The 15,983-nt window shown below is 62.9% G+C and carries 10 protein-coding genes, 1 tRNA gene and 1 pseudogene; 1 reads left to right on the forward strand and 11 read right to left on the reverse strand.

Annotated elements, in window-relative coordinates:
* Positions 1-165: 165 nt before the first annotated feature.
* The 3 genes from QN224_RS08900 to uxaC all read right to left on the reverse strand — a co-directional run bounded on the left by QN224_RS08900 (position 166) and on the right by uxaC (position 4,742).
* The gene (locus QN224_RS08900; protein ID WP_283976360.1) at positions 166-1,413 is read right to left on the reverse strand and encodes a glycosyltransferase family A protein; all 1,248 of its coding nucleotides are present in this window, start codon (positions 1,411-1,413) and stop codon (positions 166-168) included.
* A 353-nt stretch (positions 1,414-1,766) separates the two neighbouring features.
* Positions 1,767-3,227, reverse strand: coding sequence for a mannitol dehydrogenase family protein (locus QN224_RS08905; protein WP_283976908.1), 1,461 nt, complete (start codon positions 3,225-3,227; stop codon positions 1,767-1,769).
* 114 nt (positions 3,228-3,341) lie between these two features.
* On the reverse strand, positions 3,342-4,742 hold the full coding sequence (uxaC, locus tag QN224_RS08910) for a glucuronate isomerase (protein WP_283976361.1): 1,401 nt from the start codon (positions 4,740-4,742) through the stop codon (positions 3,342-3,344).
* A gap of 87 nt (positions 4,743-4,829) precedes the next feature.
* On the opposite strand from uxaC, the gene QN224_RS08915 reads away from it, so the two are divergent.
* Positions 4,830-5,552 carry a GntR family transcriptional regulator gene (locus QN224_RS08915; RefSeq protein WP_283976362.1) on the forward strand — a complete coding sequence of 241 codons (723 nt, stop codon included), beginning with the start codon at positions 4,830-4,832 and terminating at the stop codon, positions 5,550-5,552.
* A gap of 142 nt (positions 5,553-5,694) precedes the next feature.
* Here QN224_RS08915 and QN224_RS08920 read toward each other — a convergent pair.
* The 8 genes and pseudogenes from QN224_RS08920 to fdnG all read right to left on the reverse strand — a co-directional run bounded on the left by QN224_RS08920 (position 5,695) and on the right by fdnG (position 15,770).
* Positions 5,695-5,790 (reverse strand) — tRNA-Sec (locus QN224_RS08920).
* A 123-nt stretch (positions 5,791-5,913) separates the two neighbouring features.
* Positions 5,914-7,749, reverse strand: a pseudogene (selB, locus tag QN224_RS08925) (selenocysteine-specific translation elongation factor); the annotation flags it as partial.
* Positions 7,746-8,510, reverse strand: a complete 765-nt coding sequence (locus tag QN224_RS08930) for a tetratricopeptide repeat protein (RefSeq protein WP_283976909.1) — start codon at positions 8,508-8,510, stop codon at positions 7,746-7,748. The pseudogene selB and the gene QN224_RS08930, both read right to left, overlap by 4 nt.
* 59 nt (positions 8,511-8,569) lie before the next feature.
* On the reverse strand, positions 8,570-9,982 hold the full coding sequence (gene selA, locus QN224_RS08935; RefSeq protein WP_283976363.1) for an L-seryl-tRNA(Sec) selenium transferase: 1,413 nt from the start codon (positions 9,980-9,982) through the stop codon (positions 8,570-8,572).
* A gap of 27 nt (positions 9,983-10,009) precedes the next feature.
* Complete coding sequence (gene fdhE, locus QN224_RS08940; protein WP_283976364.1) at positions 10,010-10,927, reverse strand: formate dehydrogenase accessory protein FdhE; 918 nt, start codon at positions 10,925-10,927, stop codon at positions 10,010-10,012.
* A 97-nt stretch (positions 10,928-11,024) separates the two neighbouring features.
* Positions 11,025-11,732, reverse strand: coding sequence for a formate dehydrogenase subunit gamma (locus tag QN224_RS08945; protein ID WP_283976365.1), 708 nt, complete (start codon positions 11,730-11,732; stop codon positions 11,025-11,027).
* Positions 11,729-12,670, reverse strand: a complete 942-nt coding sequence (fdxH, locus tag QN224_RS08950; protein WP_283976366.1) for a formate dehydrogenase subunit beta — start codon at positions 12,668-12,670, stop codon at positions 11,729-11,731. Before fdxH ends, QN224_RS08945 begins: the two co-directional genes overlap by 4 nt.
* 13 nt (positions 12,671-12,683) lie before the next feature.
* Positions 12,684-15,770, reverse strand: a complete 3,087-nt coding sequence (fdnG, locus tag QN224_RS08955) for a formate dehydrogenase-N subunit alpha (RefSeq protein WP_283976367.1) — start codon at positions 15,768-15,770, stop codon at positions 12,684-12,686.
* Between the last annotated feature and the right edge of the window lie 213 nt (positions 15,771-15,983).

Here is a 15,983-nt window from a genome sequence, read left to right on the forward strand (position 1 = left end):
TGCGAGTTGCACTGCGTCTTGTGGCAGACAAATGGCCGCGAAAAAACATCCCGCGCAGCCACGGGCGACGCCGGCGGTTCATTCGCTTCCAAAAGTCAGATGCAGACTTGAGCAGGATCCTGCCAATGCGGCGCTATCCGCTTGGCCCTGCAGCCACGGCGCGTTTCAGACCACGACGTTGCCGACGATGTCGCTTTCGCAGAAAACGAGATTCGGCGAATAGCCTTGCGCAAGGAACTGTTGGCGATCGCTTTCGGCGACGACGAAGACGGCCGAGCGCGCGATCTCTTGCGGCCCGAGCTCCGGAGCCGGGGCGACGACGGCAACATCCTGGCGCAGGCCGAGCTCGCGCAGCAGGCCCTCAAGCGACGGCGGGCTGTCGACGCCATGCAGGATCACGCGGTTGACTTCGGCAGCCGCATTGATCTGCCAGGCAAGCGTCTGCACGGCCACCATCAGCGGCAAGGAATCCTTCAGCTGCCGGGCAACCGGATGGTGCTCGAACCCGGCAAGCGCCATGCGCGTATGGATCTCGTAGGCTTTGACGTAGTCTTTCCTGGCCGCCCACATCCGCATCGCAACGGCCATGCGCATGCAGGTGAACTGCTTGATCGACGTGTCCTGTGCCGCGCGACGGTCAGGTGTCATGCGCACGGCCCCGCGCTTCACTCCGACGTGCAGGAAGTATTCCAGACCACCCCGGTAACGGTCCCAGGCGGTGAGCAATTCGTCGTGGCCGGCTTGCGGGCGGTCCCGCCCGATCTTCGATTGGACGACCTGCCTGTAGAAGGGCTTCTTCAGAAACGCAACGCCGCCGCTTTCGAGAAAATGCGCGAGGTTGGAAAAAGCCCAATAGGCGAAGTGACGCGGCAGCCACGCAACGCGCAGCGCGGCGGTACGATAGATTCCGATTTCGGGAAAGATATGCCGCTCGACGATGAAGGCGAAAAGCCGCTCGAATTGATCCTTGTCGAATTTAATGTCGGCATCGATTTGGTAGAAGAGGTCCGTATCTCTTCCTTCGATCTCGTTATGGACGAACCACGGCGCAAAACAGGCGGACAGTTCCCGATTCCTGTCGAGGTAGGCGATAGCCTCGGTAAGGCCATCGATCGCCAGCATGTCGTCGTCTGCGAGATAGACCGCATATTCGCCTGCCGCGTGCCGGAAGGCGCTGGCGAGATTTGCGTCGACGCCGCGGTTCTCCAGGTTGCGGAAATAGCGGATCGGCAGCCCTTTGCCGGCGAAGGTTTCGACAACGTCCCGAGTATCGTCCGTGGACGCGTTGTCGGAAATGACGACCTCGAAGCTGAACGGGATTCGGTAGAGTTCGACGATGCGGCCGAGCGCATTCTCCAAAAAGCGGGCCCGGTTGTAAGTCGGGATGCAGATGCTGAGCTTCACGGGATCCACTGCGTATTCCTCTAAAACAAATCCAGGAAAAGTGTGTAACGGTTTTGCGTCCGGAGTTGCGCATTCCAAAGAGTTCGCTCGAAGGGCGACTGGACGCCACCGAGAGGCCGCTGCTCCCAAAGCTCCGCGCAGCCTGCGCAAGACTGAGAACCAATGAGCACACTTATTCCGTTGCGATCTTGTGTGAGGCTTGCCCGGTCGCGGCTCGTGCGGGAGAGACGGCGCACGGCCAACACGATCGTCGATCAACGCTCGGAACTATCGATCGCCGCGTGCAGCTTCGCGCCAGCAGTGGCGGCAAAGCCGACGGCATCTATTGCCCCTTGAGAACAAGGCTGCCGGGTGCTCAGAGCTCACGCCCGGGATTTGACCACCGTGGCGGCGCCCTCCGACATCAGGGCGGCGAGCGAGCAAACGAGCGTGTCCCGGAACGCCTGATCCGACGACAGATCGTCGCCGAACACCTCGGCGATGCCAAGGAAAGCGCCCACGATCTCTTCTGGCCGATGCAGCGGTTGCGTCATGCCGGCGATCCGGGCGGCAAGAGGGTCGCGGACATCGATGGCGTTGCCTTTTTCGTCGATGCCGCGCGCATAACGCATCCAGGCGGCGACGCCGAGCGCAAGGCGGTCATAGGAGGATTTGGTCGCGATGCGCTCGCGGATGGTTCCGAGCAGCCTCTGCGGCAGTTTCTGCGAGCCGTCCATGGCAATCTGCCATGTCCGGTGGCGCAGCGCCGGATTGCGGAAACGTTGAAGCAATGCCCGGCGATAGGCGGCGAGATCGAAACCCGGCAGCGCCGGCAAGGTCGGCGAGACCTCCTCGATCATCAATCCCTCGACCAGCGCCTCCATGCCCGGCAGCGCCATGGCTTCGGCGACCGTCTCCGCGCCGGCGAGATAGCCGAGATAGGCGAGCGTCGAATGGCTGCCGTTCAAGAGCCTGAGTTTCATCATCTCGAAGACGGCGACGTCGTCGACGAAAACGACGCCGGCATTTTCCCAGGTCGGACGGCCAAGCGGAAAGTCGTCTTCCACGACCCATTGCCGGAACGGTTCGGTCACGATCGGCCAGGCATCGTCAACGCCGATCGCCGCGGAAATGTCCGACCGGTCGCTTTCCGTCGTCGCCGGGACGATCCGGTCCACCATGGTCGACGGCGAGGCAACCTGCCCGACCACGCGGCCGAGAGCCGGATCGCGCAGTTCTGCAAAGCGCGTGACGACGTTTTTCAGCACGTGGCCATTGGACGGAAGATTGTCGCAGGAGAGCAGCGTGAACGGGGGCACGCCGGCGGCCGCACGACGGGCAAGCGCCTCCACGATGAAGCCTACCGCCGACTTCGGTCGTGCGAGGTTCTTGAGATCGTGGACGACCTCGGGATGATTTTCATCGAGCCTGCCGGTTGCCGGATTGTGGCAGTAGCCTTTCTCGGTGATCGTCAGCGAAACGATCCGCGTCGCCGGGTCGGCCATGCGGTTGAGAACGGCTTCCGGGTTCTCCGGCGCGCAGAGGAGCTCGACGACACTGCCGATCACCTGCAGTTCCTCGCCCTCACCATCCTGAACCTTGAGCGTATAGAGCCCGTCCTGCGGCGCGAGCGCATCGCGCGTCTCGGGGCTGCGCAGCGAGACGCCGCAAATCCCCCAAGCCGGTTCCTGTGCAAGCACCGCGTCGGTGAAGGCGGCCTGGTGCGCCCGGTGGAACGCGCCGATGCCGAGGTGGACGATACCGACGGCAAGCCGGGCGTGGTCGTATTCCGGCCGTTTGACGGTAGCCGGCAACCGGTCGAGTGTCTGTCGTGAGAGCCGCATCATGAAGCCTGCTGTTGTTCTGCCCGCGTGACGATCTGCGTCGCGCTGACGAATTGTGGTGCGAGAAGTTTCACCCCGAATCGGCACCGTTTCAGGGAAACATGCAGCAGCGGCTCACAAGCGGTACGCCCGCTTGGCGAGCCCGTAGGCAAGTTCCCGCGCAAGGTCGTGGGCCTCCTCGTCGTCGAGACGGTGGTCCGCGACGAGGCGGGCGAGATAGGCGCAATCCACCCGGCGTGCCATGTCGTGCCGCGCCGGGATCGACAGGTATGCGCGGGTATCGTCGTTGAAGCCAACGGTGTTGTAGAAGCCGCAGGTCTCCGTGGTCGTCTCGCGGAACCGGCGCATGCCTTCCGGACTGTCGAAGAACCACCAGGCGGGACCTAGCCTCAGCGCCGGATAATGGCCGGCGAGCGGCGCCAGTTCGCGCGAATAGGCGGTCTCGTCGAGCGTGAAGAGGATGATCGTCAGCGAGGCGTCGTTCCCGACCGCATCGAGCAGCGGCTTTAGCGCGTGCACATAGTCGGTCGCTTTGGGGATATCGGCGCCCTTGTCCGGCCCGAAATTCGTAAACAGCGACGGATTGTGGTTGCGGTAGGAACCGGGATGGATCTGCATGACGAGGCCATCGTCCTGGCTCATGCGCGCCATTTCCGTCAGTATCTGGCCGCGGAAGGCCTCGGCCTCCGCCGGTCCGGCCCTGCCGGACAGGACCTTATCGAACAGATCTGCTGCGTCGGCCTGTGAAAGGTTTTCCGTACGCGCGGTCGCATGGCCATGGTCCGTCGCGGTGGCGCCACGGGCCTTGAAGAAGGCGCGGCGGGCACGATGCGCGTTGAGATAGCCGGTCCACGTCGCGGGCTCGCCAGTGATCGCGAGCAGCTTCCCGACGTTCTCGGCAAAGCCGAGTGCCTCGGCATCCACGACGGCGTCCGGCCGATAGGTGGGTACGACACGGCCATGCCATCCCGAACTGCGCACAGCATCGTGATGCGCGAGATCATCCAGCGCGCCGTCGGTCGTGGCGATCACCTCGATTCCGAACTTGTCATAGAGCGCGCGCGGCCGCATGGCCGGTGTGGCGATCGCCTCCGCGATGCGCTCGTAAAGGACGTCTGCGTTGCCCGGCCCCAGCCGCTCCGTGATACCGAAGGCGGATTCCAGCGAATGCTCGAACCACAACCTTGTGGGCGTGCCGGCAAAGAGATGGAAATGCTTGGCGAAAAGTCGCCAGATGGCGCGACCGTCCGGGGCGCCGCCGCTGCCGTCGCGCCTCTTGACCCCGAGGTCTTCCAGCCTGACGCCCTGCGAATAGAGCATCCGCGTCGCATAATGATCCGGCGTGATGAAGAGCGCCGCGGGATCCGGAAAGGCCTGATCCTCCGCATACCAGGACGGGTCGGTATGGCCGTGCGGCGAAATGATCTTCAGGCCGGCAACGGCGTCGTAGAGCCGCCGGGCGACGGTCCGAGCCTCCGGCTCCACCGGAAACAACCGATCGGGATGCAATGCCATTTCCGCGCTCCCCTGCGTCCATATTGGCAACATGGATGAATTGATATACTAGTATTCAAAGCCGAGTCAACCAATGGAGTTTGCTCCATGTCGCAACGCCAACGCCCGGACGTGTCGTCGCCGTCTTTTGCGATGCCTGGCGGCGTCAAGGTTCGCCGGGTGACGACGGCATCGGCGATCTACGAACAGCTCTATGCCGCGATCCTTTCGCTGCAGATGAAGCCGGGCGTCGCGCTGCAGGAGAAACGCATCTCCGAGGAATTCGGTGTCAGCCGGACGCCGGTGCGCGAGGCGCTTCTGAGGTTGGCCGAAGCCGGTCTGGTTGAAATCTTCCCGCAATCCGGGACCTTCGTGTCGCGAATTCCGGTCTCCGCCATTCCCGAAGCCGTTGTCATCCGCAAATCGCTCGAGCGCACGACGGTGGAACATGCCGCTGAAATCGCGACCACTGATGATATTACCAGGCTCGACGCGATCATCGCCCGCCAGCGCGTCCACGCGGCGCATAACGAGCCCTCGCTATTTCACGAGCAGGACGAGGCCTTCCACGAGGCTATTTCGGCAATCGCCGGCTATCCGGGCATCTGGACCATCCTGAAGACTGTGAAGCTACAGATCGACCGCACCCGCCGCCTGACGCTACCGGTGCCTGGCCGCATGGATAGCGTCATCGAGGAGCATATGACGATCCGCGACGCGATCGCGGCGCATGAACCCGACCGCGCCCGCGACGCGATGATGCATCACTTGAGCGCCGTCATTCCGGATATCGACGAGTTACGGCTTCTCTATCCGGGCTATTTCAGCTGAACGCTACTGCATGATTCCTTAAATCGGAATCGATTTAAGGACAAAATCATGCAGCAATTCAAAGTTCTACAGCGACCTTTGCGCGTCTGGTTAGACGCGCGGCGCTGTAGGCCCCGGACGACTATTTCCGAATTTCGCGCGATGGCGGAAGAGAGTGGGAGTCGAACCCACCAAAGGCCGTCTCTCGACCCCTCCCGGATTTGAAGTCCGGACGCCCCACCGGGGACGAATCTCCTCCTGAAAAAATGTCCTTCTCGCTGGCACCATTCGACAAATTGCCGAAAAGGTCCAGACGGTTGCGATTGAGGCGGCGCATATCGCCGCGTCTGAGCGTGACGCTGTGGCGATCGAAGAAGTCGAGGATCTGGATCGCAACCTTGCGGCCGTTTTCGAGACGATCGCGAAACTGCATCGCGGTGAACCAACCTTTGTCGGCGGCCTCGCTGATCTCCACGATAACCGCGACCATCTCCGCGACCACTTCGCGTAGGAAGAAATGATCGTGCGCCACCTCGTGCACCTTGCCCATGCGGCTGCCGAGCTTCAAGAGCCGGCGCACCTGCGCCTCGGGCATCGCCAGCAATCCCGCGATATCGCGCACGCGCGGCGGGCGAAACCGCTCGGCTCCGTCGAGCAAAGGCTTGATATCATGCCAGAGCCTTTCATCGGCCAAAGCCATCGTTACCCGATGGTCGGCAAGGCGGACCCAGGCTCCATCGAGCGCGATCTCGCCCGATCGAGCGAGTGCCTGCAAGGCCGCCCGAAAGGCCGGCACCGGCAATCGAAGCGCCGCCAGCGTCCGCAGCCGCTCGACGCCTATTCCCAGAAGGTCCGGATTATCCGCATGGAAGGTCTTCAGTCTTGCGAGGATGTCGCTGCGGAATTTTTCCCAACTCGTCTCGGACGTGGCGAGCGTCGCCGCATCCAGCGGTAGCTGTACGACGCTCAACGATTGGGCCAGTGCGCCGGCTTCTGTTTCGGCAATCGCCCGGTCGCGTGCAAAGGCGCCGATGTCGACATAAAACGGTGGCACGGCAAGCAAGGCCTCGATCGCCTGCTTCGGATCGGTGAGCGACAGGGCTTGGAGTTGCGCCAGCCGCTCCGCCGTGCGCCGCTTGCGCGCCGGCGCGCGCAGATCCAGAAAGCGACCGCCGCCGATCGTGCGCCGGGCAGAAGTGTCGCGAACGACGTACCGGTCTCCGGCCGCCGCCGCGATCGGCCGCTCCAGCACGAGCTGGACGAGCGTGCGCGCTCCCGGCACTGCCGGCTCGTCAGCCAGAAGGACAATGCGGGCTCCGACTTCGACTGAGGCGTGATGAAGCCGCACCGGGAACCAGTGGCCGATCGGCTTCGGCTCCGAGGCGAGTACACGCAACGTCGCATCGATCCGGCCAGTCGGCGCATGCAGGCTTCGGTCGCAGACCATATCGCCGCGACCAACTGCCGTCTTCGTGATGCCGGGGCCGGCGAGGTTCAACGCGCAGCGATCGCCCGCACGGCCAGTTTCACTTGGCCGGTTCTGCGCGTGGATCGATCGCACCCGCGCGTCGGGGCCGGAAGGGCTGATGGTGACGCGGTCTTCCACCGCCACTTGTCCCGAAAGCACGGTTCCGGTGACCACCGTGCCGACTCCTTGAATGGTGAAGGAACGGTCGACGGCCAGCCGGAAGCGGCCCGATGTCCGTCGTCGTGTGAAGCAGCGTGCCGCACCGACGATTTCGTCGCGAAGCGATGCCACCCCCCTGCCCGATATGGTCGAAACCGGGATCATGGGGGCATCGGCAAGTGCCGAACCCGCGAGCTCGTCTCGCATCTGACGTTCGACTTCCTGAAGGCGATCTTCCGCCACGAGATCGGCCTTGGTGATGGCGACGATGCCGTTTTCGATGCCGAGAAGATCGACGATGGCAAAATGCTCGCGCGTCTGCGGCATGACGCCGTCGTCGGCCGCGACCACCAGCAGGACGAAATCGATGCCGCCGGCACCCGCAAGCATGGTGTGAATGAATTTCTCATGGCCGGGGACGTCGACAAAGCCGATGGTCTCCGCGCCCTCGACCGGCATATAGGCGAAACCGAGGTCGATCGAAATGCCGCGATCCTTTTCCTCCTTCAGCCGATCGGTGTCTATGCCGGTCAGCGCGCGTACGAGCGACGTCTTGCCATGATCGATATGACCGGCAGTGCCGACGATCACTGTTCATTCCTTTCGCTTGCAGGCTGTGACGGGTCCGCCGTTTCGGACAGCGGCATTGCGGCGCGACGCTCCGCCTCTGCCAGTTCCTCCGGGTCGAGCGCGGCGCGTACGACGTCGAAGAATGGCGCGGCCAGCGCGCTGCCGCCTTCACGCGCCCTCAAGAGCCAGGCGAAGGCTTCGATCGGATCGCGGGCGATGCCGCTTCCCAGATGATAGGCTGCGCCAAGCATCGCCTGCCCGTCGGCGTCACCCGCACGCGCGCCGCGTCCCCACCAGTAAACCGCCTCGATCGGATCGCGCGCGACCGCGATGGCATTGTGGTAGAGCATCCCGAGCCGCGTCATCGACGCGGCCGAACCGTTCTCGGCGGCGGCGAGCGCCCAGCGGTGGGCTTCCGCAAAATCGGGCTCGATGAGATCGCCCTCGAGCAGCATCCAGCTCAGCATGTCCTGAGCCTCGGCGTCGTTCTGTTCGGCCGCCCTGCGGTAAAGCGCTGCGGCCCTTTGATAATCCGGTGTGATCCCCTCGCCCTTGAACAGGAGGGAGGCGAAGTTGCGCAGGCCGACCGGATCGCCTGCCTCGGCGGACAAGTTCAGCCAGCGATAAGCCAGGTCGGCATCCCGCGGCACACCCAATCCGCCGGCAAAACACGCGCCGATATTGTTCTGCGCCCGCGCGTCTCCAGCCCGCGCCAAGGGTTCCCAGATCGCGAGGGCGGTCTCAAAGTCGCCATTGCGGGCGGCGGCGAGCGCCTTGGGCATGGAGGCCTCGCCGGAGACATCGCTGTCGGTCGGCTTTCGCGAGAAACGGCTGAAAAGGCTCACGACGAAGGTCCTCCGCCCGGCGGATCGAGGTGTTCGAGATTGGCAACGAAACCCTCTTCGTCCTCGAGGCAACGCAAGTCGAGGACCAGCGATCCGCGTTCGATTCGGCCGATGACCGGCATCGGAAGACGCCTGAGTGCCGCGGCCAGCTCGGCGAGAATGCGGCCGCTGCCCGATAGCGGCGCCAAGGCGAGCCCCGCGCTCGGCACGGTGGAGAGCGGCAGCGCGCCGGAGCCGATCTGGCTTTCGCAGGCAATGACCGAAACGTTGAAGGCGCCCTTTACCGTGCGCTCCACCAAGGGCGCCAGCCGTGCGGCCTGCTCGCTGATGTCGGCCCTCGGACGCGCGAGCAGCCGCATCGTCGGAAGACGTTCGCTCAAGCGATCCGGGTCGCGGTAGAGCCGCAGCGTCGCTTCCAGCGCCGCAAGACGGATCTTGTCGACCCGCAGCGCGCGTTTCATCGGATTCCTGTTGATCTTGTCGATGAAGGCGCTGCGCCCGACGATGAAGCCGGCCTGCGGTCCGCCAAGGAGCTTGTCGCCTGAAAAGGTGACGATATCCGCGCCATCGGCGATCGCTTCGCTGACGGTCGGCTCGTGCGCAAGTCCGAAGCGTTCAAGATCAGTGAGCGTGCCGGAGCCGAGATCGTTCACGAGCGGAAGCCCACGCTCATGGGCGATCTCCGCAAGCTCGCGCGCCCCCACCTCCTTGGTGAAGCCTTCGATGCGATAGTTGGAGGTGTGGACCTTCATCATCAGGCCCGTATCGGGTCCCATGGCGTCGCGATAATCCCTGGCATGCGTGCGGTTCGTGGTGCCGACCTCGACGAGGCGGACGCCGGAGCGCAACATGATGTCCGGCATGCGGAATGCTCCGCCGATTTCGATGAGCTCGCCGCGCGAGACGATCGCTTCCCTGCCCGCCGCAAGACTGTTCAGCACCAGAAGCACGGCCGCGGCATTGTTGTTGACGACGGTCGCATCCTCCGCACCGGTCAGTTCGCAAACGAGTGCGCGCAGGTGATCGTCCCTTTCGCCGCGTTTGCCGCTTTCAAGGTCGAATTCGAGCGCCACCGCCTCGCGCATCGCCTCCGTCGCGGCGTCGATCGCCGCTTCAGCCAGCAAGGCGCGGCCGAGATTGGTGTGGAGCACGGTCCCCGTCAGATTGAAGAGCGGGCGGAGCGTCGATCGATCATTCGTCTCCAGCGCCGCGACGGCAGCAGTCGCGATGGCATCCGAGGTAGGGATGTCTCCGCCTTCACGCACCTCATTCCGGATCGCGGCCAGGACGTTCCGCAAGGCTTCGATTACGGGCTGCCGTCCGAAGCATTCGATCGCTTCGACGACAGCGGCCGATCGGAGAAGCTCGTCCACCGACGGGATGTCACGCAATCTGACATTGGCATCCATTACAGCCCTCCCCTACAGCGCCGCGTCTCAGAAGCCGGCCAGAAGCGGCGCAAAGCCGCCACGGTGATAAGGGCCTTCGCGCATCAGGAGATCGAGGCTCAGGCTCGCAACATCATCGGCAATCGGTTCTGCCGCCGGCTCTCTGGTCTGGTAGAAAATCTTCGTCCAGCCATGGCACTCGTCGCAGGTCTCCGCCTTTACGATCCCGCCGTGGTCTTCGATCTCCCGGTAGGAGATCCCCTTGGTGGAGCCGCAAAGCACGCATTTGACCCGGACATAGTGCCACAAGGTGCAGCAAAGAGAGCAGGAACAGAACCGCGCGCCGTGCGAGCCCGGCCAGCCGACGACCATGGATGATACCGGCCGACCGCCGCATGACGGGCAAACGCCGTCGGCGACCGGCGTGAGCTTCTTCTCGTCGAGAAGCGACGCGAGCCGGGCGAAGTGCACCTGAAGCGCTGCCCAGATAAAGATATGTTCCGCGATCGCGTCCGCGGGCAAGGAGCCGGAGAGGACGGTATCGGCCATGGCAAGACGTGCTTCCCGATCGGCCGCGACGACGCGCGCGAGTGCATCGGCGGCCGGGGCCGGTTTCTCGATTGCGTTGGCGGCGGCGAACAGACGATCGAATATCATGTTGATCGTTTCGCCGTCCTCCATTCCATGGCGATGGAGCGGCGGCATTTCGAACTCACGCGCGCGTAGGACCGCCGCGGCGTCGGGGCCTTCGGCGAGCGGAAGATCGGCCTGGATATCGTGTTGGACTGCAGCGAGCGCGGCGACGAAATTGAGATAGGGGGCAAGGTCGCTCGCTTCGGCCAGTTGGCGCAGGCGGAGCGACCGGGCGGAAAAAAGCGAAGCGGGATCGGGAAGGCGCGCAAACGGCGGCGACGAAACATCTCCAATTGCAGTGGGATCCGGCGCTGCGGCGTCTTTGCGTTTCATCACACTCCCTCACGAACCCGACGGGCCACGTGATCTAATCCCTTGCAACGCCGCGCGTCTTGAGACGCGCAAGGTCGCCGCGACCTTTGAACCGCTCCTACTCGGCTGCGGTCCTCTTTTCGTCTTTCGCAGGCGGTTTGGCGACAAGTTCGCGCAGCCATTTGCGGTGATACCGCCACGCCCAACCGCCGGTCACGGAACCACGTACCATCCCGCGTATCGTACCCTTTACCCAGATCGCTGCATAGACATGGGTGATCCAGACGCTGATCGCGAGGACGGCGGCGATCGCGTGCACGAGAAGGGCCCATCGCTTCTGCTCGATTGTCGTGTAAGTCGCGAAATACTCATCCCATATGACGATGCCGGACGTGATCAGCACGATGATCAGGATCGACATGGACCAGAAAACGAGCTTCTGCCCGGCATTGTACTTGCCGATTTCAGGCAGGCGCTCGTCATGCGCGGCGAGCACATCGCGTACGCGCGCGAGCCAAGTGCCGTCCTCGCGCTTCCAGAGATTGAGCTTCCAAAAACGCAGGAACAGGCCGAGAAAGCTGAAGAACAGGACGACGCCGATCCACGGGTGAATGGCGCGAACCAGCTGGCCGCCACCGAACAGCGAGGACAGGAAGAAAAGCCGCGGGTGGAAAAGAGACAGGCCGGAAAGCGCAAGCAGCACCAGGCTTCCGGCGGTGATCCAGTGATTGATCCGCGCGCCGCCGGTATAGCGGTCGACGGTGACGGGCTTGCCGGCATGAACGCTGTCGCCTTTGCCAACGTCATATTCCGTGTTCGTACTCATGAGGAACGATCTCCCGTCAACCTCTCGGCAGCCTCCTCGTCCTCTTCAGAGACGCGGTTGGGGCCGTTGACCATGTAATGCAGGAAACCGGTGACCGCCGCGACGCCCATCACGGCGAGACCGGCATATTTGGTGACCCCCTTCCAGGCCTCGACGACCGGGCTGATCGTCGGATTGTTGGCCAGGCCGGCATAGATCTCCGGCTTGTCGGCATGGTGCAGCACATACATCACGTGCGTGCCGCCGACGCCCGGCGGGTCATAAAGACCCGCATTGGTAAAGCCGCGGGATTTGAGGTCGGTGATCCGCCCTTCCGCATGTTTCTTCATCTCGTCCTTGGTGCCGTAGACGATCGCTTGCGTCGGGCACGCCTTGGCGCAGGCGGGCCCCTGGCCGACGGCGATGCGATCGGAGCACAGCGTGCATTTGTAGGCGGTGTGGTCGACCTCGGAAATCCGCGGGATGTTGAAAGGGCATCCCTTGATGCAATAGCCGCAGCCGATGCAGTTCTCGTGGACGAAATCCACGATACCGTTCGAATATTGCACGATCGCACCGGGTGCGGGGCACGCCTTGAGACAGCCCGGGTCCTCGCAATGCATGCAGCCATCCTTGCGGATCAGCCATTCCAGATTGTTGGTCTCGGGGTTCTCCCATTCGGTGAACCGCATCAGCGTGAACATGTCCGGCGTCAGATCGTGCGGATTTTCATAGACGCCGGTATTGGTCTCGAGCGCGGGATGGGTGTCGTTCCATTCGATGCAGGCCGATTGGCAGGCCTTGCAGCCAATGCATTTCGAGACGTCGATGAGCTTGGCCACCTCGGTCTGGCGCTCGGCGGGCGGCGTCACGGTCGACGCCGACCGCCGCATCAGGTCCTTTTCACCGAACTTCGGACCTTGCGGGGCGGTGGTTGGATTTGGGACGGGCGGGAACATGGCTCTGGCCTCCTCAAGCCACCGGCCCGGCAATGGGCTCTATGTTGACCAGGAACGCCTTGTATTCCGGCGTTTCGATGTTGGCGTCGCCGACGAACGGCGTCAGCGAGTTCGGGCCGAAGCCCTTCTTCGCCGCCCCGGTGAACCCCCAATGCAACGGTATACCCACCACATGGATCGGTTTGCCGTCGCAGACCAGCGGCTTGATCCGCTTGGTGACGACCGCCTTCGCCTGGATCGATCCGCGTTTCGACCAGACGCGCACCCAGCCGCCCTTGGTGATGCCTTTCTCCGCCGCCAGTTCTTCCGATATCTCGACGAAGAACTCCGGCTGCAGCACGGCATTCACCCGGACATGCTTGGTCCAGTAGTGGAAATGCTCCGTCAGGCGGTAGGAGGTCGCTGCATAGGGGAACTCTGCCGAAGCGGGTTCGGCAAACTGTTCGAAATCGCCGGCAAAGACCCGCGCCGCGGGATTGCCGCGCACGTTCGGGGCGACGAGATTGCCGATCGGGGATTCGAACGGCTCGTAGTGCGCCGGGAACGGCCCGTCTCGCATCATGCCCCTGGTGAAGAGACGCGAGACGCCTTCCGGGTTCATGATGAACGGCCCGACATCCGTGGGCTTGGCCGTCGGAGCGATATCGGGCACGTCGTAACCCGCCCATTTCGCGCCGTCCCATTCGATCAGCTTGCGGCTCGGATCCCATGCCTTGCCGTTCACGTCCGCCGAGGCCCGGTTATAGAGAATCCGGCGGTTGGCAGGCCAGGAGAACGCCCATTTGGAATAGGCGCCGGTCTCGTCCGGGTCCGACGTGTCGCGCCGGGCCATGTTGTTGCCGTTCTCGTTGAAGCAGCCGGCATAGATCCAGCAGCCACTCGAGGTCGAGCCGTCGTCGCGGAGCGCCGCGAAAGCCGGTATCAGCTTGCCGGCCTCGGCCACGACCTTTGTCGGGTCGGCGGTGTCGTAGACGGTTGCAAGCGCCTTGCCGTTGATCTCCTTGGCAAGCTCTTCGGCGGTCGGCTCTCCGGGATCGGCATAGGCCCAGTCGAGATTGAGGATCGGATCCGCGAACTTTCCGCCTTCCTTGCGGTAGAGTTCCTTCAGACGCACATGGATCTGCGCCATGATCCAGTTGTCGGTCATCGCTTCGCCGGGAGGCGTGCCGCCCGGCCAATGCCACTGCAGCCAGCGGCTGGAGTTGGTGAGTGATCCTTCGTCTTCGGCAAAACAGGTGGAGGGCAGCTGGATGACCTCCGTCTGGATCTGTGACGAATCGACGTCGTTGTATTCGCCGTGGTTCTCCCAGAACCGCGCCGTCTCAGTGTCGAGCGGATCCATGGTGACGAGATATTTGAGCTTCGACAGTGCGTCCGTAAGCTTCTTGCGGTTCGGGGCCGCAAGAAGCGGATTGAAGCCCTGGCACATGTAACCCGTCATCTTGCCCTGGTTCATGAGCTCGAAGGCGCGCAGGACGTCGTAGCCGGGCAGATCGAGCTTCGGCAGCCAATCAAACGCGAAGTTGTTTTCCGGCGTCGCCGCCGCACCCCACATCGCCTTCTGGAAGCTGACGAAGAACTTCCTGTAGTTCTGCCAATAGCTCATCTGGTTGGGTCTGAGCGGCTTGAAGCCGCGCGTCGACATGTAGGTTTCGAGATCGATCTCCTTTTCTGTCGGCAGCGTCAGGTAGCCGGGCAGCAGGTTCGACATCAGCCCGATGTCGGTCAGGCCCTGAATGTTCGAATGGCCGCGCAGCGCATTCATGCCGCCGCCGCGCATGCCGATATTGCCGAGGATCAGCTGCAGCATCGCCATGGCGCGGATGTTCTGCGAGCCCTTGGAATGCTGTGTCCAGCCGAGCGCGTACATCGAGGTCATCACCTTTGTCGGCGACGAGCATTCCGCGATCATTTCGGCCACCTTCAGGAACTTGTCCTTCGGCGTGCCGCATATGCGCTCCACCATTTCGGGCGTGTAGACAGAGACATGCTGCTTCAGCAGGTTCCATACGCAACGTGGGTTCGCCAGCGTCTCGTCGACGACGGCATAGCCGTCGGGACCGATGTCATAGTCCCAGGTAGACTTGTCGTAGTCGCGCTTTGCCTCGTCATAGCCCGTGAACAGCCCGTCCTTGTACTCGAAGCCGTCCTTGACGATGTAGCTGGCATTGGTGAACGCCTTGACATAGTCCCACTGCACCTTGTCGTTCTGGATGCACTGGTTGATGACGCCGAGCAGGAAGGCGATGTCCGTACCCTGGCGGATCGGTGCATAAAGATCGGCGACCGACGCAGACCGGGTAAAGCGCGGATCGACCACGATCAGCTTCGCGCCGCGATTGGCCTTCGCCTCCGTGACCCACTTGAATCCGCAAGGATGCGCTTCGGCGGCATTGCCGCCCATGATGACCACGAGGTCGGTGTTCTTGATGTCCGTCCAGGAGTTGGTCATTGCGCCGCGGCCGAATGTTGGAGCCAAACTGGCTACCGTAGGGCCGTGTCAGACACGCGCTTGGTTGTCGAAGACCAGCATCCCGGCACTGCGGACGACCTTGTAGGTCTCCCATGCCGTTTCGTTCGTTGTCGCCGAGGCTGCGAGGAAGCCGGTGGTCGTCCACCGGTTCACCGGCACGCCCGCCTCGTTTCTCTCGACGAAATTGGCGTCGCGGTCGTCCTTCATCAGCCGGACGATCCGATCGAGAGCCTCATCCCAGCTGACCCGCTCGAACTTGTCCGAACCGGGCTTGCGGATCATCGGATATTTCAGCCGCGTTTCGGACTTGACGAAATCGAGCAGCGCCGCGCCCTTCGGGCAGAGCGTACCGCGATTGGTCGGATGATCGGTGTCACCCTCGATATGGATGATTTCCGCCTTCTCGCCCTTCGTCCGGTCACCCTTCGAATACATGATCACGCCGCAGGCGACGGAACAGTAGGGACAGGTGTTGCGGGTTTCGGTCGTGCTCACGAGCTTGAAGGCACGGATCGCTTCGGCATGCGCGGCTTCGATTTCACCGAAGCCTAATGATCCGAGCGCCGTGGCCGCCGCTCCGGCACCGACGGCGCCCAGGAATTGGCGCCGCGAGAGTTCCATGTTCATAGCATGACACCTCCCTGAAACCGGCCTTGCCGACAAGGGCGTGCCGGAGAATTTGGGTCTGCCTTTTGACAAGAAAGACGTAAAATCGGCGTTGCAAGTTTAAATCTTAATCCTCCCTATCCTATTGTCAAATCGATAAGAACTCCAAATCCCCAATATGATATCCAACTTACATCTAAATTGGTGCGAGCGTGTATTAACCGCAGCGAACAC

Origin of the sequence: Sinorhizobium sp. 7-81 (assembly GCF_030124405.1) — a bacterium.
Taxonomy (GTDB): Bacteria; Pseudomonadota; Alphaproteobacteria; order Rhizobiales; family Rhizobiaceae; genus Sinorhizobium; species Sinorhizobium psoraleae.